Raw genomic sequence first — 18,963 nt, forward strand, 5'->3', positions numbered from 1 at the left:
AACGAAAAATTTTTTATCAGGCAACTTTTTTATATAGTCTTTCAATTCTGCTACCCAGACGACTAAGTAATTCATTTGTAATGGTCCCTGCCATCGAAGCCACCTGTTCAGCAGTTATAGCCTCATTTCCGTCATCTCCGATAAGTGTGGCTATATCACCCTGCTGTACATCCGGTATTTCCGAAATGTCTACGGTCAGCTGATCCATACATATATTACCTATTATAGGAGCTTTTTTACTCTTAATAAGCACATATCCTTTTCCGCATGAAAGGCTCCTTGGTATCCCGTCTGCATAACCTATACAAAGGACTGCTATTTTAGTTTTTTTTACGGCGATGAAATTTCTGCCGTAGCCCACAGATTCACCCTCCTCTATTTCTTTTGTAAGAACAATTCTGGCTTTAAGGGACAGAACAGGCATCAGGTCAGCACGAACCTTTGTTTTCTCATTTTCTTTGCTCATTACTCCGTATAAAGCTATACCTACTCTGGCATAATCACAATCCAACTCCGGGTAATTGAGTATTCCATAACTGCTCTGAATGTGTATTTTACTGGGGTTACGGTTATGACTTTTCAAGTAGTTAAGAGTATTATAGAATTTCTTTATTTGCTCTTTTGTAAATAAAATATTTGAAGGCTCTATACTATCGGCAGTTGATAAGTGGGTATATGTCCCCCCCACTATCAGGTTTTTACAGTTATAGGTTCTGTCTAAATTTGATAAAGCATCGTTGGTTTCGCCTAGTCTATGCATTCCGGTATCAATTTTTATATGAACCTTTATTTTAAGACCTGTGCTGTCTAACAGTTCTGCGTATTGGTAATCCACAACTGTCTGTGTAAGATTGTATTTTACAAGCAAAGGTGCTTCATGGGGATGAGTATATCCGAGTATCAATACCTCTCCTTTTATTTTATTAGAACGTAGTTCTATTCCTTCAGCTAGGGTTGCAACTGCGAAAGCAGAAATGCCTGCTTTATTCAGAAATCTGGATATTTCAATATCTCCATGTCCATAAGCATTTGATTTTACAACAGCCATAAGTTGACATTCATGGGGTAGGAGGCATTTAAGCTGATTTACGTTGTGTTTAAGCCTTTCCAGGTCAATTTCCGCCCATGCTCTGGACCTTTTTGGCTGAGTTTGTCTTTTATAGGACGCTAACCTTTTCCAAATATATACAATAGCAACAGAAACGGCAATTGTCACAACAGTTACAACAATAAAATGTATTAAACTATTCCCGATGAGATATGCCTCCAAGTTCAAAACCTTTGCAAAGCCCCTAACGAAAATAATGCAAAGTGGATGAAGTATATAAACAAGCATTGAAATATCTCTGAGAGTCTTTTGGCTCTCTCCCTTTATACGTAGCAATATCCTGAACAGAAAAATCATTGTGGGAACCAGCATAATATACATGCTGTCATGCCTCTGTAAAGAGTAATGCTTCAATATTAAGGCTTCTGCTATAAGAGCTGTAAAAGATAAAGCAAATCCAACTATATTTTTAGTTATTGAATATTCCCTTTTGGATTCTGCGATTATGGCTCCCAGAACAATGAATACGGGAGCGAAAAACAAACCATTTCTTGTATAATCAAAATATGAGAATAAAACCCCATAGAAACTATTTGCTACGTCAAATTTTTCCGATATCCCGTAGTAGCTGTCACCAAACAAGCCAATCAGGTATAAAATAAAGCTGAATGTAAACACCATTTTTAAACTTATCCTTGTACTCACGGTGTATACAATCATAAAACCTATAATGCTTGCAGGAATATACCAAAGGTGGTATATAGTACCATCAAATATAAGGTCTTTTACAAGAGTCGGAATAATTGGTTTCTCTTTGAAATATTCTGAATAAATATTTACCGGTAGATATATTAATATCGCAGCTCCATATAAAAACCCGGTTTTAGCAAGGAATTTCAATGATATCCTTTTTCTGTTTTCTGGGGATTCAATACATCTGGGTATAAGAAAATAGCCTGTACACATAAAAAAGAAAGGTACTGCGACTCTTGCAAGAATCCTGGTCAATACAAAGTCAGCTTCATGACTGACTGAAACCAGTGGTGATGTATGAATAGCGATAATCATTATGGCAGCAGCTATGCGAAATTTATCTATACCGGCATATTCTTCCCTTTTGTTAGTCATTGCACTGCCTCCAGACCGTAACTATAAAACCGTCAATGTTATTTCCCGAAACCTCATAATATAAATTTTCAGACAAATAAACTGATTTTACCTCTTCTCTTGCGTTTACATAAAATATTTTTGCTGTCCATCCTCGATTTTTTATTTGTAAATGCATACCGTCATATGGAAACTGCTTCAGATATTCTATATATTCTTCTAAAGTAAAGTTATTATCTGAAATAATTTGAGAATGAGGATTTCCAACATAGCGAAAATGCCATGGTTCATGGGATATTCCGGTAATTGCTTCCTTTCCTTTTGGATAACGTTCAATAAAACCGTATTGTGCTGCTTTTTCACGGAAATCCTGACAAATACCCTCATTTGGAAACGAAGGACAAATAAAATCAATATCAGGCTCGTTTTTTGCAACATCTATAGCAAGTCCCGTCTGGTGCTCACTGTGGTTTGGAAGAGCAACATATTTACTGGTAAATTCCTCACCATTTTCTTTCATGGAATCATTGTAAATTGCTATCTGCTCACTTAACGGTCTGAAACCGCTAACCAGTACGATTTCATTTTCTCCGTTGCAGGCTATAATCAGTTTTCTAAGCATTATTGTCGCTGTTTTATCAAGCAATATTTTTTTAGAAGCAGTGCTTACATTTTCTAGATTTTTAATTGTTAATGGCTCTGGCTTATTTATCGGGTTCTTTCTGTTTACAAGAACAAGATTACCTATATGAATATATGAATTGGCCAGGTTCAACCTGACTATATTTGAAATAAGATTTGTACTCATTTTTCCATCGCCATCCTTATCAGCCTGTCAACTATGGAAGCAAAGGATAAGCCCGCTCCCCGGAGCATATTGGGATAACGGCTGTGAGCTGTAAAGCCGGGTATGGTATTGACTTCGTTAAATACGATTTCTCCCTTTGGGGTCAGAAACATGTCAACCCTTGCGAATCCGGTGCAGTACAGAGCATTGTATAAAATCCTTGCAGTATTTTTAACCCTTTCTGAGGTCACTTTGTCAATTCTGGCAGGCATGTGGATTTTGGAAGTCTTTAATGTATATTTTTCGTTATAATCAAAAAAACCGGTCTGAAGTTCAATCTCATCAACTTCACCTATTATAAGATCATCGTTTCCAAGGATGGCACAACCTACCTCAAAACCATCTATATTCTCTTCAACAACTATTTTACTGTCGTATTCAAAAGCATTTATAATTGCCTTTTCAAGCTCAGATCTGCTATTAGCACGTGTTATACCGAAAGAAGAACCAGCTCTTGCAGGTTTGACAAAAACAGGGTATCTGAGAGTTTCAGCCATAATTAAAATATCTTTAAGAATCATGTTTTTATCTGCTGATATCGATATTGGAACACGTATTCCTGACGATTGTGCAATACGATGAGCAATATCCTTGTCCATGCACATGGCTGAACTTAGAATACCACAGCCTACAAAAGGTATTCCTGCAAGTTTCAGCATCCCCTGAACAGTACCGTCTTCACCGTTTCTGCCATGAAGTATGGGAAAGGCAGCATCAACAAAAGTAATGGAGCTTGAACCCTCTGAAAATTCATAGAAACCGTGTATGCTGCGGCTTTGGGAAAAAGCAACAGGATTACATCCTTTTTCCTGGAACCACGTATTATTCCTGATTTTGTCAACATCTCCGAAGTACCTGAGCCATTCGCCCTCTTTTGTAATACCTATTAAAATTGTATTATACAAGTCATTGTTGACATGTTCTATTACAGATGAAACAGAATTAAGTGAGACTTCGTATTCCGGCGAGCAACCTCCGAAAATAATTGCAATGTTTTTTCTATCCATTTTTATTCTCCTTGAGTTATTATTAAAATCATTTAAGAAGTAACAATTTACTACGATATAATTTTAATAATTTCCCGGCTGCTCTTTATTAATTTAGTCTTATTGAATTCTTAAGATTTCCTTACGAAATTATTTAGAATTTTATATTATGTTTTAGGAAGTGTTACTTTAAACTGTGTAAATTCTTCGTTGCTGGTTGCAGTAATATCTCCTCCATGCAAGTTAACTATTTCTTTAGCAATGGCAAGACCAAGGCCTGTCCCCCCCGTATGTGACGACCTGGCAGAATCAAGCCTGTAAAACTTTTCAAAGATGGATTCAAGTTTATCCGCAGGTATCATCTTACCTCTGTTTTTGAATGTAACTATGGTGACATTATCAGACTGTATAGCAGAAATCTCTATTTTAGTATTTTCATAGCTGTATGCAGCCGCATTTTTAAGTATATTATTAAATACTCGGGCCATCTTATCAGAGTCGGCAAATATATGGATATTTTCGTCTGCAACCACAACAGCCTCTTTATTTGAAGGTGCAAGAATAGGGTAGAACTCATCAGCCATCTGTTCCAGCATAAGGGTTAAATTTATATCTCCTTTTTCCAGAACAATACTCTGGAGGTTAAATCGTGTTATCTCGAAAAATTCGTTTATCAGCTGTTCCAGGCGATACGCCTTTTCTAAGGTAATATCAGTATATTTTAATCTTTGCTCCAACGGCATGTCAGGAGCCTCGTGCAGAAGGCTGAGATAGCCTATAACAGAAGTAAGGGGAGTTTTAATATCATGGGCCAGATATACTACCAGATCGTTTTTTCTTCTCTCGCTTTCCAGTGCTGCATTCTTCCTTTTTTCAAGAGTGTTTTTAACAGTATTGAGCTTGTTCTCCATAAATGAAAGCTCAGAAGGAAGAACTATCGGCGTTTCAGATTCCTCTACAAGTAAATCGATTCCCTCGCTTATTTTATTAAAATAACGGGTGTATCTGGACATTGCAATAAAAACAAAGGTTATCAGCAGTAAAACAAATCCTATTATAATAAAAATAGTCTTGTTTTCCGTAAATATCTTGTGATAAATAGCTGCAGCAGAATAATAGCTTACATGGAAAAGTCTTTCTGCTATGCGGACAAAACCTTCTGCAAAAGGTGCCTGCAAAGCATCATCTATAATAAAGACAAGGACAAAACCTCCGATTATTAACGCAAGTAACGAACCAAGCAAAATTTGCAGCAATATCTTTAATTTTAACTGAGTAAAATCATTTTTCAATTTTATATCCAACTCCCCATACAGTTTTAATGAACTTGGGATTACCTTCCGGCTCCTTCATCTTTTCACGGAGATGCCTTATATGAACCATTACGGTATTATTACTGCCTGAGAAATATTTCTCTCCCCATACCTCCTGAAAAAGCTTTTCGGAGCTGATAACCTGTCCCCTGTTTTCACAAAGTATCCATAGTATGGAAAATTCAGTGGGTGTCAGAACAAGAGGTTGTTCATTGAGAGAACATTCATGTGTAGTTTTATTCATTACAAGACCGGAGACTTCCAGTATATCATTTGACTGCTGTATTCCCTCGTTATACCTTGTAAATCTCCTAAGCTGGGCTTTAACTCTTGCAACCATTTCAAGGGGACTAAAAGGTTTTGTAATATAATCATCTGCACCCAAAGTCAGTCCGGTGATTTTATCCATTTCTTCAACCTTGGCTGTCAGCATTATAACCGGAAAATTGTATTTCTCCCGTATCTTCTGGCATAATTTAAACCCATCCATCACAGGCATCATAACGTCCAGTACGGCAAGGTCGTATTTTATCTCATCAATTGATTTAAGTGCTTCTATAGGAGAGTAAAACTTGTATATATTATAATTCTCATTTCTCAGGTACAACTCAACCAAATCCGCTATCTCTTTTTCATCATCAACCACTAGAATATTTGTGCTCATAAATCGTCCTCATAAATTCCCATAATAAAATAGATAAGAAAATTATAGCATTCTAAATTAAAACTTTATTAAGAATTACTTAATTTTTTTAAATTTTGGGAATGTTAAAGGTAAATTTTGTGCCTTTACTCGTATTACTCTGTACGTAAATACTCCCACCGTGAGCTGAAACAATGGATTTACAAATGGTAAGTCCTATTCCGGAACCACCTGTCAGCTTATTTCGTGACTTATCCGCCCTGTAAAACCTCTCAAAAATGTAAGGCAAATCTTCCTGAGGTATACCCGGTCCGTTATCCATCACAGAAATTTCAGTATTTGTATCATTATCCTGTATATTCATTTCTACCGTTCCACCTTCAGGAGTGTATTTTAAAGCATTTGAAAGTAAATTAACAAATACCTGGCTTATTTTATCCTTATCAGCATACACCCGGCAATTTGCACCAGTGAGTTTTAATTCCAGCCCTTTACTTAAAAACTCAGTTTCAAAATTCTGCACCTGCCTTTTTGCCAATTCAGTAATATCAAAGGTTTCCATGTTCAGTGTAAGATTTTCACTTTCATACTTTGCAAGTCTTTCAAGGTCACCTACCATCTTGCTAATCCTTACAATCTCTTCATGACAGCTTTTAAGTCTTTCCGAATCAGCAGGCCATATTCCATCTATCATGGCTTCTAAATGGCTCTGTAGAGTTGCGAGCGGAGTTCTGAGTTCATGTGCAACATCTCCGGTAAGCCTTTTTCTTAATATTTCCTGCTTTTGCATGTTTTCTGCAAGATCATTTATGGTAACAGTAAGCTGATTTATTTCTCGTGTATTTGACTTCTCTGTAATTCTATCTGAATAAAACCCTTTTGATATAGCTTTTGCCGTATTTATTACCCTTCCTATGGGCGAAACCAGTCTTTTTGACATAACAGTTCCGAACAACAGAGAAAGAATTAAGGAGAAAATCCCCACAGCCCAAAGTAAATTGTATAAATCATTTATAAATGCAATGTCGTGTTCATTAAGATAATTGTCTCCATAGGTTCCGATTTCTACAGTTCCTACCTTGTTAAGGTCATGGTTTATAGAATAGGGAACCTCTGTGTAGCTTGACTTACCGCTGCCGGGTATCCTGCTTGCATTTTTTGACATATGCTCTATTATTCTTTGACACATACCATTGTTGTGAGCTTTTGCGTCCCAAATAATATTACCGTTAATATCTTTGACTTTTAAGATAATTCCATTCTCCATTGAACTTATCCCGATGGTTTCAATTACTTTTGTATTCCATTTGCCATTTCCCATGTATTGGCCTGATAGGGTAGTAACAATTTCACGGTTTTTTTGTTCCGTATTTTGTTTTACATATTCTTCAAAATGCTTGTATATAAAAAGTGTTGTAAAAATACTTATAAGCATAATGCAAATAAGTGCAACCGCAACATATGAAATTGAAAGCTTGGTTCTTAAACTGGAATTCATGTCCGGCACCTCAGTTTATTTATAATAATAACTATTCTCCCGCAAATCTGTATCCTACTCCGTGAACAGTCACCAGATACCTTGGGGCTTTGGGGTCATCCTCTATTTTTTGCCTGAGATTTTTTATGTGAGTATCAACCGTTCTGTCAAAACCCTCAAAATCATCACCAAGGGCCATACTTATAAGTTCTTCTCGAGTAAAGGTTTTTTTAGGGAATCCAGCCATAGTAACCAATATCCTGTATTCATTAGGAGTAACATTTATTGTATTGCCTGCTTTTCTTATTTCATGTACAAAGGTGTCTATTGCAAGATCTCCATTGTCAAAAATAACTTTACTGTTATCTTCAACAGGTTCTTTCACAGTTCTTCTGAGCACTGCTGTAACTCTTGCAAGAAGCTGTCTTGGGCTAAATGGTTTTAAGACATAGTCATCGGCACCAATATCCAGTCCTGTTATTACATCGTCATCAGAGACTTTAGCTGTTAACATTATTATTGGAACGGAAGAATTTTTTCTAATTTTTTTACATATTTCCTCCCCTGAAATATCAGGCAGCATCAAGTCAAGTATAATCAAATCAGGATTGGTTTCATTGAAGACCTCCATAGCTTCTTTACCGTTTAATGCTGTAAACACTTTATAACCGTTATATTCAAGATATGATTTTATAACCTCTGATATTTTTGTTTCATCATCAACAACCAGTATTTTTTTTGCAGAATCAGTCAATCCAAAATCCTCCGTCCATAGTTTTTATATATAAATATACCCCGTTCCACACATATAATCAGTGAAACGAGGTTTACTTTTTCCTTCCGGACCTGTTGATAAAGCTTATACGAAATTATTATGTTCCATGGTAACATCATAACCCTGATCTTCAATTGCATCTTTAATTTGTTTTCCTTTAACAATCTCAGGGTCAAACTCAACTGTTACCTTTTTAGTAGCGAGGTCAACGTCAACCTTTTCTACTCCTTGTAAAGAGCCGACAGCATTTTTAATGCTGTTTACACAGTGATTACAGGTCATTCCTTCAACAACAATATCTGTTATTTCCTTAGCCATAAAAATACCTCCCTTTTTATAATTCTACAATGATATTATTTTTTAGTTTCAATTCTTTATGTATTCAACTTTTGCAAGTATATACCAATCACTGATTTCATGCAAGCTGCAAAAGTTGATATGTTATTTAATTTTACTCTGTTTTCCAATTAGCTGTAAACAGGCCCTTATTATTTTCGATAAATTCTTTTGGTATAGTGATATTTTCGGGATCCTCTTTTTTGTTTTCCCTATATATAGGAATTGGATTGCAGCCGCCTCTTTGTTGCTCTATCATATCCATAGAAAATCTGTTGCCACAATTCTGACAGACAATAACGTCGCCTTCCTGCTTGTAATAAGCTCTTGGTGAGCCATTGCACACCTGACATGTATTAAAGGCTGTTCTTATTGTACCATCACTTGCTTTAACTGCAAGAACTTCCATATTGGTCTTACCTGCCTTTACAGGATAAAATGTAACTTTATTTGTAATCTGACTCTTAGGTATTATAGTATCTTCAACAGCCACAATATTTTGCGAATCATTTCCTGCAAATTTTAATATTAAAATTCCGGCTAATACTACTATTATTGCTCCGATTATGGTAAAGTTTAACTTATATGAATTTTTCAATTTGTTACCTCCTTGTATTAATTTTTAAACTACAGCTAAATACTATCAATAAGATATGTAGATTTTATGAAGGTTACAAATTTGCAATGTTTATTTACTTATTTTGCTATGTTAATATATATTTTGTATATAAAAAAATATAGGAGTGTGACAAATGAAGTCTGCAAAGATATCCTTTTTAAGTTGCCTTTTCAGCGGAATTATTTTATTTATAATAGGTACTGTTCTAATGGTTAATATAAAAACAACGCCTCCTCCTCAACAAAAGAAAGAAAATGCCTTGCCGTCAGGCGATACAAAAAACTCTATAAATGTAACTGAAACATACACAAACAGCGGTAATCCGATTAATTTTCTTGTCTTAATAAAAGAAGCCTCCGGTGCAAATACAGATTCAATGATTGTTGCAAATTATGAACCTGCAACTAATCAAATCAGCCTACTGACCATACCGAGGGATACAAAGCCTACCAGTAAAGGAACCTATAAAATAAATTCTGTATTTTATCTGGGTACAAAAAAATATGCTAATTTGCCTTCATCTCAATGCAAGCATAAAGCCGCTGAATATACAGCTCAAACCATAAGCAATCTTACAAACATTCCTATAGATTATTATGTGTACCTCGAAATAGACACAATTAAGAAAATTGTAGACATGCTTGACGGGGTTTATTTTGATGTTCCTGCTGATTTGAGATATCCTGACCCATCTCAAGACCTGAATATTAACCTAAAAAAAGGGTATCAACTCCTTGATGGTGACAAGGCAGAGCAATTGCTGAGATTCAGGAAGCCCCCTTACAGTCTTAGAAAAGCACCTGAAGACCTTCGCAAGTATTACGACGGTTCAGACCTCAAAAGAACGGAAATGCAGATAAAGTTTGTCAATGAACTTATTAAACAAAAAGTAACTGTTTTGAACCTTCCCAAGCTTATTCCTGTTATTAACTATGCCTTCAGCAATGTAATTACAAACATTTCACTTTCAGATACGCTGAACCTCGCAAGTGGATTTACAAAGGCCAACAGACCGGAAATGAACACTTTTAAGTTATACGGTGTAGACAGGACTATAAATGATATATACTATTTCATATACAATAATAAAGTTGAAGATGTTAAAACAAGAGATCAGTATGATACTCAGGAGATAATTGAAAAGTTTTTTAAAACAAAAACCGGCAACTTTTTGCCTGACCCTGATAAAAAATACAATTATCACACAGTACTCGCCGATAACCCATCAAACAGTGAAACTGAGTCAAGAAACAACGGTAAAGACAAGCCTTAAAGAAAAAGCATAATAGCCGAAAAAACGGTTATTATGCTTTTCTATACTCTATCAATATCAAAGTTTTACTTCAAGGTGAAACTGTTCCAAATTGAGCTTACCATTTCTTTATTCGTATTGCCATAGTAGAAATCATTTGCAGTGAAGGTAACCTGTATCATTTGGTTTCCTTTAGTCAATACATATACATCCTGGCGGTATTGAGTGTTGTTTTCATTTACAATAAATACATATTTGTAACCGAAGGTACCTTTTTCATTAATGGCAGTTTTACTTTCCAATTTTAAATTCTTATCAAGTAAACTGTTAAAGTACTGGTCAAGACCTGAAAAAGAATCCGTTGATGATGTTTGCATTTCAGCCGTTGAAATATTTAAATATATACTCTCATCGCTACTATAATATGTTTTAGAATCTTCAGTATTATCTTGACTTGTTTTCCATCCGGAAGGAAGTTTAAAGGAATAATAGTCGTCGTCAATTGTACGGGTTTTTGTTGAGGCGGTTATTTTTGAAGGATCCATCAGCTTACCCGTTGCTTTTAAATCTAGCTGTTCAAATCTGAATGAATTAACCATCCCTTCCACCATCATTCTCTTGTTGGAATCATTATATGCTTCTTCCGGAAGCTCGTAACACAATACGTATTTATAGCTTTTATCCACGAAGAAAATATCACAACCATATTTTTGCTTACCTGACCTTGTATATTTATAATACAACTTGCTGCATTTTACTCCTCCAATAACAGCACTTTCCTGCCCCTCAAACTTGAACATTTCAGGATTGTAATCACGCTCATAACTCTTGATTGCTGATGATGTTATTAAATCCAAGGTCTCTCCCTTTTCAAGGGAATAAATATTTACTGAAAATAGCTCTCCGAGGAGACCATTAAACTGAACTTCATTATGAATATTTTCATCCTTATATTCGCTCCAGTAAGGTAGGATCTTTGCTGACCATTTCAGCTGAGTGTCCTGATACTTTCTGTATCCTGCGGTTGTTACATCAGACAAATCCTCTGTGCTACCGTCCTTGCTGAACTTAAACTGAAATGAATCAAGTAAATCCTGATACTTGCTATCCAGGTAGGATTTGTCATTATCTAAAAGCAGCAGCATTGAGAATTTCTTTGTATCGGTCATATAAACTCTCTTTTCAAAAGTTAAATCACTGTCTTTATAAACTATTTCTGCATATTCAAATCCCTTTAACTCATAAATTCCAGAGTCTATAAGTGTTGAATCCTCTGCTTCTTCACGAAGATTTTGCTGTTCATCCTCCAGAGTTGCATCCTTATCCTTGTCTCTGATTGCAACACTTATACTGTAGGATGCATCCTGTGAAATGAAAAAACTATAGTCTCCGTTAAAGCTTCTTGAACCCAGAATAAGCTCACGTGGAAGCTTCATAGACCAGTTATAGTAGCTATCTCCCACTTTTGTCTTATTTGTATTTTTTATTAATGTACCAAAGTCCTTTATGCTATTTGGGTTTGCGATTTCTTTTGTAAAAGTAACTTTTCCGCCACTATTTGTGAGGTCAGCCCCAAATACATCAGCTAAAAAAGAAATAGTTGCCATGAACGATGAATTTTTTATGTACGGAGCGGCATCCATTTTTGTTTTCTTGCCTGCTATTATAGCCTCTTGCTTTTTATCGGTAATTTTGATTTCCACATCATTGTATTTGATAACAGCAGTTTTTTTCTTTAAATCAGGGGTAAATGAAGCACCCAACGCGTCTGTTATAACCTTTACTGGAACAAAAGTTTTTCCTTTCACAACAGCACTGGCTTCTGCTTTTACTGCCTTACCGTTAGCAGTATAGCTTCCTGAACCTGCTTTAAAAGAAACTGTTATTATGGTTGATGTATTCTCATCAAGAAGATCATCTGCTGCAAATACACTCACCGAACTTAAAATCAAACAAACAATTAAACTGAACAGCACAAATAGCTTTTTCATTTTTTAAATCCTCCAAGTGCCTCTACCGGGCATATTTTAACTGTTATTTTAATTCGTCCATTACCACATTGAAACTCTGTACCTTACCGTTTCTTCTTACACCTACTTTGATTTTATTACCGGGAAGTACGGATTTATATGCTTCATTAAGATCCACAAGTGTATTTACATATACACCGTTTATACTGTAAATAAAATCATCTTTTTTTAAACCATATTTTTCTGCACAAGACCCTTTTTCAATGTTTGTTATTTTTAAACCATTTCTACTCGGTAATCCGTAAAGAGCCACATAGTCCTCTTCAAAATCAGCACCCAATGTAACTCTTTTTACTTTGCCATATTTGTAGAAGTGGTTTAAAACATACTGGACAGTATCTATGGGGATGGCATAACTTAATCCTTGTGCATTAACGGTTGTCATTGAGTTAATACCAATAACTTCTCCCTTTGTAGTTAGAAGCGGCCCACCGCTGTTACCGGGGTTTATGGCAGCATCAGTCTGTATAAGCTTGTATTGATAGAAACCATCAGCACTTCTGTTCAGCCCGCTGATTACACCAACTGAAGCAGAATTCCTGTTTTGAAATGACATAGGTGTTCCAATTGCTATAGCAGTCTTTCCGATTACTATATCCTGCATTTTGCCAAGTGTGGCCGCTGTAAGTCCAATCTTGTCAATCTTTATTACAGCAAGGTCGCTTGGCTTATCGATGTATTTAATTCTGGCTTGGTATCCTGTGCCATCCGTTAAAACAACGACAATTCTACTCATGTCTTCAACTACATGGGCATTTGTAAGGATATCTCCGCCGGATTTGATTATTATGCCTGTCCCCAGCACAACTCCATCGGCGGTAGAATCTCCTGAATCAATATTACCGATTATACCAACTACTGATGGACTTATTGACTTGATAATGTTTGGAATAATATCATCATTTTTAGTGGAAATATTGATAGACTTGCTTGTTTTACTTGCATTAAAGCCTAATTGATTTGCAAGTGCCTCCGCATCTACATAGATCTTGTTATTTACTGTTGTTGTTCCGATATCGGTTGAAATACCGTTTATAGACAGCTTGAACTGAGTAGCACCTGAAACAAGAAAATTGAAACTTAATAATAAGATCATTACTACCAGTAGTACTAAATACCTTTTTTTCATATTGTGACCTCTGTTGGAATTAATATTGTAATTCTAACACTATTTGGCAACCCAATTCAAGTATAAATTATTTTATGTTAAACTAATATTAAAATGGCCTTATAAAATTTCTTACTATAAAATATATTAAAGAAATCGCACCCAACGCCCACCAAAAGATACGGTTTCTTGGAAATACCTTTTTATGCCTGCCAAATACATAAGTTATCAACTCAATATATGCCAGTATAACCAGAATAATACCCAGCAATGGTACAGGGTTAAATCTTATGGAGCTCGGAATATCACCTTTTAGTAAATGCTGAACACTTCTTGTATTGCCGCACCCCGGACAATATATGTTGAGATAAGTATAGCTTGGACACGAAGGAAAAAGTGTCCCTAAATATATAATCTGATTTCTTAGGAAATAAGCTAAAATAATTAGCGCAAAAGGAAAAATACAAACTGCGGCCTTTATCCATTTTAGATTGTTTTTCAAAATCTACTCACCTTTCACTTATTCTAGTCTATAATCTTATTAACCGGAATTTGACTGCGTACGTTGTTTACCATATTGAGGTCAATATCAGCTATCAGTATTCCCTCTTTTTCGTCTGCCCTTGAAACAACACTTCCCCAGGGGTCGCACACCATTGAATTGCCGTAAGAGACATAATCAGCACTTGTATTCCTGGCAGAAGAAACCACTGCATGGAATATCTGATTATCAAGTGCTCTTGCCCTCACAAGCAGCTCCCAGTGTGCAGGGCCTGTTGTCATATTAAATGAAGCCGGTGTAATAATTATTTTTGCCCCTGCCTCTGTCATTTCAGAGTAAAGCCCAGTAAAACGCATATCAAAACAAACGGCAAGACCTACACCCCCAAATTCGGTTTCGGCAACGGTAACCGACCTTCCTGCTGTCAAAACATCGGATTCCCTAAAAGCAATACCATCCTTAATATTTACATCAAAGAGATGTACTTTTCTGTGTTTTGCTATTATATTACCTTGTCTGTCAAACATTATTGATGAATTGTAGACACAGTCATTGGAACGTTCAGGAATAGTCCCCGCTACAATATACATATTATTATACTTTGCCGACTCTGAAATGACTGATATGGTTTTACTATTTTCTATATTTTCAGCATATAAAGAAAACATCTTTGTGTCATAAGGGCAATTAAACATTTCAGGGAGTATTGCTATGTCTGCACCTCTTTTACAACATTCTTCAATCATGGACAGTGCTTTTTTTAAGTTATCATTTTTATTATCCGTAACAGCCATTTGGCATAAACCAAGTTTTATCTTAGTATTCATGAAATACCTCCTGAAAATATGTATTCCTATATCATCCATATATATTATAAGGGTGGTAAATTACCAGTTAGACCGGTAATTTGCCACCCTTTATAAAATTCTGTTTTATAAATTTAGTTTTTAAGGCTGTGCATTGGAGCCGGAATTCTTCCGCCTCTCTTAATAAACTCATTACTGCTGAAAGGATTTACTTTCATAACAGGACCTGAACCCAGTAATCCCCCGAACTCAACCTTGTCTCCGACTTTCTTGCCCGGAGCAGGAATTAATCTGACAGCAGTGGTTTTGGTATTAACCACACCGATTGCAGCTTCATCCGCAATTATTGCAGAAATAGTTTCAGCACTGGTATCACCCGGAACAACAATCATGTCAAGTCCTACTGAACATACACAAGTCATTGCTTCAAGCTTTTCCAGAGTTAATGCCCCTGAAAGTGCTGCATCAATCATTCCTGCGTCTTCACTTACAGGAATAAACGCACCACTTAGGCCACCAACGTAGGAAGAAGCCATTACTCCTCCCTTTTTAACTGCATCATTTAAAAGAGCAAGAGCCGCAGTGGTTCCGTGAGTTCCACACTTCTCAAGACCCATTTCTTCAAGAATATATGCAACACTGTCCCCGATTGCAGGAGTAGGAGCCAAAGATAAATCAACAATACCAAAAGGAACATTTAACCTTCTGGATGCCTCCTGCGCTACCAGCTGTCCCATTCTTGTTATCTTGAAAGCAGTCTTCTTAATAGTTTCAGAAACAGTTCCAAAATCGGCACCCTTAACCTTTTCCAAAGCACATTTTACAACACCGGGTCCGCTTACACCAACATTTATAACACATTCCGGTTCTCCGATACCATGAAATGCACCTGCCATAAACGGGTTGTCCTCTACAGCGTTAGCAAAAACAACAAGTTTTGCACATGCAAGTGCTCCGTTATCTGCGGTCAATTCAGCACATTTCTTTATAATCCTGCCCATTTCAGCCACAGCATCCATATTTATACCTGCTTTTGTAGAAGCAACATTTACAGATGAACAAACAAGTTTTGTCCGGCTTAATGCTTCAGGAATGGATTGTATAAGCCTCTTATCACCTACTGTGTAGCCCTTATGAACAAGAGATGAAAATCCGCCTATAAAATTTACGCCCACAGTTTGCGCTGCTTTGTCCATAGCTTCAGCAAACTTAACATATTCGTCGCTTTCACAACTTTCAGCAACAAGAGCAATGGGAGTTACTGATATTCTTTTATTAATTATGGGTATACCGAATTCCCTTTCGATATTTTCTCCGGTAACAACAAGCTTTTCAGCATATCTGGTTATCTTGTCGTAAATCTTCTTACATGAAATATCTATATCGGGATGACAACAATCCCTCAATGAAATACCCATAGTAATTGTTCTTATATCAAGATTTTCTTTTTGAATCATATCAATGGTTTCTAGTACTTCGAAAGGACCTAGCATTATTGTTCACCTCATATTCTATGCATTGAATTAAAAATATCTTCGTGCTGAATCTGTATTTTCAGACCCATTTCAACACCCTTGGATTCCAACTTATCAGAAATATTATGAAATGGTATGTTGCATTTGGATATATCTACAAGCATTATCATTGTAAATACATCCTGCAGAATAGTCTGGGATATATCAAGTATATTAACATTACTCTCTGCCAATATGTTGCTGACACCTGCAATTATTCCAACTTTATCCTTACCGATAACTGTTATTACTGCTCTCACGCTATTACCTCCCGCATATGCTTATAAATAATATTCTAAATTAACTTACTAATGTATCAGAGTTGGTTAATATTATATATCTTTAATATACAAATATCAATCACAAACATTCCGAACATGTGTTTGATTTATTGGATAAAATATGTTATACTACTATCAAATAGATAAATCAGCTTGATTTTGAGTAAATTATTTACGAGGAAAACATATATGGACTTGAATGAAAAATTAGGTATATTAGCAGATGCAGCAAAATATGACGTTTCATGCTCATCTAGCGGAGGGACAAGAAAAAACAAAAATGGTGTAGGAGACAGTCATGCATGTGGAATCTGCCATACCTGGGCTGATGACGGTAGATGTGTTTCTCTGCTTAAAATTTTATTGTCAAATGAATGTATATACGACTGCGTATACTGTATAAACAGGTCTTCAAATGACGTGCCCCGTGCGAGTTTTACGGCCGAGGAAGTTATTGAGCTTACCATGAATTTTTATAGAAGAAACTATATAGAAGGACTTTTCTTAAGCTCCGCTGTTTTAAAAAATCCAAGCCATACCATGGAATTAATGCTTGAAATCGTAAAAAAACTCCGTACTGAACATGGCTTTTTTGGTTATATACATATAAAAGCAATTCCCGGGGCTGATGAAAGGCTTATAAACGAAGCCGGAACGTACGTTGACAGAATGAGCGTAAACATTGAACTTCCATCTGACAAAGGCCTTGAAGTACTTGCTCCTCAAAAACCTAAAAAAGCTCTACTCAAACCCATGCATCAGATAAACAACAGAATAATAGAAAACAAGGAAAATAAGCGATTATTTAAAAAGGGAGATTCTTTCGTACCCGCCGGACAAAGTACGCAGCTTATTGTAGGGGCAACACCCGATAAGGATTTAAGTATTTTAAAGCTCTCAGAAGCCTTGTACGGCAATTTTAATCTCAAGAGGGTTTATTACTCGGCATTTGTACCAACCGTAACAGATCCTAGGCTGCCGGCTCTTATCAAGCCTCCTCTACTACGTGAACACAGATTGTATCAGGCCGACTGGCTTTTGAGGTTTTACGGTTTTGAGGCTGATGAATTATTAAGCAAAACCAATCCCAATTTTGATCCTGAGCTTGATCCCAAAGCTGACTGGGCTATGAGAAATCTGCATTTGTTTCCGATAGAAGTAAATTCTGCAGAATATGAAATGCTTTTGAGAGTACCGGGAATAGGTGTTAAATCGGCACAAAGGATTATTACTGCAAGAAGGGTTGGCAGACTGACTTTTGACAACTTAAAAAAAATTGGAGTAGTCTTAAAACGTGCAGGCCACTTTTTAACCTGTCAGGGTAAAACATATGATAGTTACAGCTCAAATGAAGCTATTGTAAAAGAATCCTTGATAAGTGCAAAACTTCAACCCAAAAGTAAAAAGTCTGTTTTAGGACAGATGTCATTATTCTCACTAGTAAATGATAGCGGAGCTGATGAAAACATCTCAGAGTTTCTTCTAACAGACTCTCCTTCAAATAACCGGCAATGGCTTAGTTTTTACAATCAACCACAAGACGGGAGGCTTTTGTTAAGTGATATACATTTATGACGGAACATGGGATTGCTTTTTGACAGCAATTCATCATTATTATTATGACAAACAGGATGTTTCAAAAATTGAATCGAGCCTTTGCTATATACCAAATCTTATTGACGAATACAGAACCATAACTACTGATATTATAAAGGCTAAGGCCGTAGAAGAAGCAATACTGCGCAAGATTTCAGCGGAAAGTCTTGAAAATCTTCAAAGATGTTTCTTTTCGGAGATCGAAGGGCGTGAAATGTGGATTTTAAAATATATTCGTCTTGGGTTTAAAATTGGTATACGCATAGACAGTATGCTTGGAGATAAAACCGTTTTAGATGTATTGATTCCTGCCAGAAAAGTAGGAATGGAGTGTCATAGAATGCTTGGACTGCTACGTTTCGAGCTTTTGGAAGGTGGCATTTATTATGCAAAAATCCAACCGGACCATAATATAATTTCTTTTATATCTCCTCACTTTAAGAACCGTTTTGCAGATCAGAACTGGATAATACATGATACAAAACGAAAAATTGCTTCTTTGTACAACACAAAAAAAATGCTTCTTTCCTATATGGATCTTTCCAATATCCCTGAACTTCATGCAGATGAACTCAAATTCCAGGCTCTCTGGAAAAATTATTATAAGCATATAGCAATCAAGAATAAAATAAATCCAAAATTACAAAAGAATTTTATGCCTAAACGTTATTGGAAAAACCTTACGGAGAAGAAACCTGATTAAATATCCATAATATTGAGTAA

The 18,963-nt window shown here is 36.0% G+C and carries 18 protein-coding genes; 3 read left to right on the top strand and 15 right to left on the bottom strand.

Annotation, left to right across the window (positions count from 1 at the left end; genetic code table 11):
• Positions 1 to 16: 16 nt before the first annotated feature.
• The 9 genes from vanT to CLO1100_RS09810 all read right to left on the bottom strand — a co-directional run bounded on the left by vanT (position 17) and on the right by CLO1100_RS09810 (position 9,130).
• Complete coding sequence (gene vanT / locus CLO1100_RS09770; protein ID WP_014313592.1) at positions 17 to 2,176, bottom strand: serine racemase VanT catalytic subunit; 2,160 nt, start codon at positions 2,174 to 2,176, stop codon at positions 17 to 19.
• On the bottom strand, positions 2,169 to 2,963 hold the full coding sequence (locus CLO1100_RS09775; RefSeq protein WP_014313593.1) for a M15 family metallopeptidase: 795 nt from the start codon (positions 2,961 to 2,963) through the stop codon (positions 2,169 to 2,171). Before CLO1100_RS09775 ends, vanT begins: the two co-directional genes overlap by 8 nt.
• Positions 2,960 to 4,009: a D-alanine--D-serine ligase VanG gene (gene vanG, locus CLO1100_RS09780; protein ID WP_014313594.1), complete on the bottom strand. Its 1,050-nt coding sequence runs from the start codon at positions 4,007 to 4,009 to the stop codon at positions 2,960 to 2,962. The genes CLO1100_RS09775 and vanG overlap by 4 nt, the downstream gene beginning before the upstream one ends.
• 146 nt (positions 4,010 to 4,155) lie before the next feature.
• Positions 4,156 to 5,280, bottom strand: a complete 1,125-nt coding sequence (locus CLO1100_RS09785; RefSeq protein WP_014313595.1) for an ATP-binding protein — start codon at positions 5,278 to 5,280, stop codon at positions 4,156 to 4,158.
• Positions 5,270 to 5,965: a VanR-ABDEGLN family response regulator transcription factor gene (gene vanR, locus CLO1100_RS09790; protein WP_014313596.1), complete on the bottom strand. Its 696-nt coding sequence runs from the start codon at positions 5,963 to 5,965 to the stop codon at positions 5,270 to 5,272. Before vanR ends, CLO1100_RS09785 begins: the two co-directional genes overlap by 11 nt.
• Before the next feature lie 88 nt (positions 5,966 to 6,053).
• Positions 6,054 to 7,442, bottom strand: coding sequence for an ATP-binding protein (locus CLO1100_RS09795; protein WP_014313597.1), 1,389 nt, complete (start codon positions 7,440 to 7,442; stop codon positions 6,054 to 6,056).
• A 31-nt stretch (positions 7,443 to 7,473) separates the two neighbouring features.
• The gene (locus CLO1100_RS09800) at positions 7,474 to 8,175 is read right to left on the bottom strand and encodes a response regulator transcription factor (protein ID WP_014313598.1); all 702 of its coding nucleotides are present in this window, start codon (positions 8,173 to 8,175) and stop codon (positions 7,474 to 7,476) included.
• A gap of 105 nt (positions 8,176 to 8,280) precedes the next feature.
• On the bottom strand, positions 8,281 to 8,514 hold the full coding sequence (copZ, locus tag CLO1100_RS09805; protein ID WP_014313599.1) for a copper chaperone CopZ: 234 nt from the start codon (positions 8,512 to 8,514) through the stop codon (positions 8,281 to 8,283).
• Positions 8,515 to 8,647: 133 nt separating this feature from the next.
• On the bottom strand, positions 8,648 to 9,130 hold the full coding sequence (locus CLO1100_RS09810) for a DUF2318 domain-containing protein (RefSeq protein ID WP_014313600.1): 483 nt from the start codon (positions 9,128 to 9,130) through the stop codon (positions 8,648 to 8,650).
• A gap of 154 nt (positions 9,131 to 9,284) precedes the next feature.
• Between CLO1100_RS09810 and CLO1100_RS09815 the strand changes: the two genes are divergently transcribed.
• The gene (locus CLO1100_RS09815) at positions 9,285 to 10,424 is read left to right on the top strand and encodes an LCP family protein (RefSeq protein ID WP_014313601.1); all 1,140 of its coding nucleotides are present in this window, start codon (positions 9,285 to 9,287) and stop codon (positions 10,422 to 10,424) included.
• Positions 10,425 to 10,489: 65 nt separating this feature from the next.
• Here the strand turns inward: CLO1100_RS09815 and CLO1100_RS09820 are convergent, their stop codons facing one another.
• From CLO1100_RS09820 to CLO1100_RS09845, 6 genes are all read right to left on the bottom strand, one after another.
• Positions 10,490 to 12,394, bottom strand: coding sequence for a stalk domain-containing protein (locus CLO1100_RS09820; protein WP_014313602.1), 1,905 nt, complete (start codon positions 12,392 to 12,394; stop codon positions 10,490 to 10,492).
• 43 nt (positions 12,395 to 12,437) lie between these two features.
• Complete coding sequence (locus CLO1100_RS09825; RefSeq protein WP_014313603.1) at positions 12,438 to 13,562, bottom strand: trypsin-like peptidase domain-containing protein; 1,125 nt, start codon at positions 13,560 to 13,562, stop codon at positions 12,438 to 12,440.
• An 88-nt stretch (positions 13,563 to 13,650) separates the two neighbouring features.
• Positions 13,651 to 14,043 (bottom strand): DUF2752 domain-containing protein, encoded by a 393-nt coding sequence (locus tag CLO1100_RS09830; RefSeq protein WP_014313604.1) that lies wholly within the window; start codon positions 14,041 to 14,043, stop codon positions 13,651 to 13,653.
• A gap of 23 nt (positions 14,044 to 14,066) precedes the next feature.
• A complete protein-coding gene (locus CLO1100_RS09835) occupies positions 14,067 to 14,870 on the bottom strand; it encodes a carbon-nitrogen hydrolase family protein (RefSeq protein WP_014313605.1) in 804 nt (267 codons plus the stop codon).
• Positions 14,871 to 14,983: 113 nt separating this feature from the next.
• Positions 14,984 to 16,342, bottom strand: a complete 1,359-nt coding sequence (locus CLO1100_RS09840; RefSeq protein WP_014313606.1) for a PFL family protein — start codon at positions 16,340 to 16,342, stop codon at positions 14,984 to 14,986.
• Between the two features lie 11 nt (positions 16,343 to 16,353).
• Positions 16,354 to 16,623, bottom strand: a complete 270-nt coding sequence (locus tag CLO1100_RS09845; protein ID WP_014313607.1) for an ACT domain-containing protein — start codon at positions 16,621 to 16,623, stop codon at positions 16,354 to 16,356.
• A gap of 210 nt (positions 16,624 to 16,833) precedes the next feature.
• Here CLO1100_RS09845 and CLO1100_RS09850 point away from each other — a divergent pair, with 210 nt between their 5' ends.
• Positions 16,834 to 18,219, top strand: coding sequence for a putative DNA modification/repair radical SAM protein (locus tag CLO1100_RS09850; protein ID WP_014313608.1), 1,386 nt, complete (start codon positions 16,834 to 16,836; stop codon positions 18,217 to 18,219).
• The gene (locus CLO1100_RS09855) at positions 18,203 to 18,943 is read left to right on the top strand and encodes a TIGR03915 family putative DNA repair protein (protein WP_014313609.1); all 741 of its coding nucleotides are present in this window, start codon (positions 18,203 to 18,205) and stop codon (positions 18,941 to 18,943) included. Before CLO1100_RS09850 ends, CLO1100_RS09855 begins: the two co-directional genes overlap by 17 nt.
• Positions 18,944 to 18,963 lie beyond the last annotated feature (20 nt).

Source organism: Clostridium sp. BNL1100, from assembly GCF_000244875.1.
In the GTDB taxonomy this organism is placed as follows: domain Bacteria; phylum Bacillota; class Clostridia; order Acetivibrionales; family DSM-1351; genus Ruminiclostridium.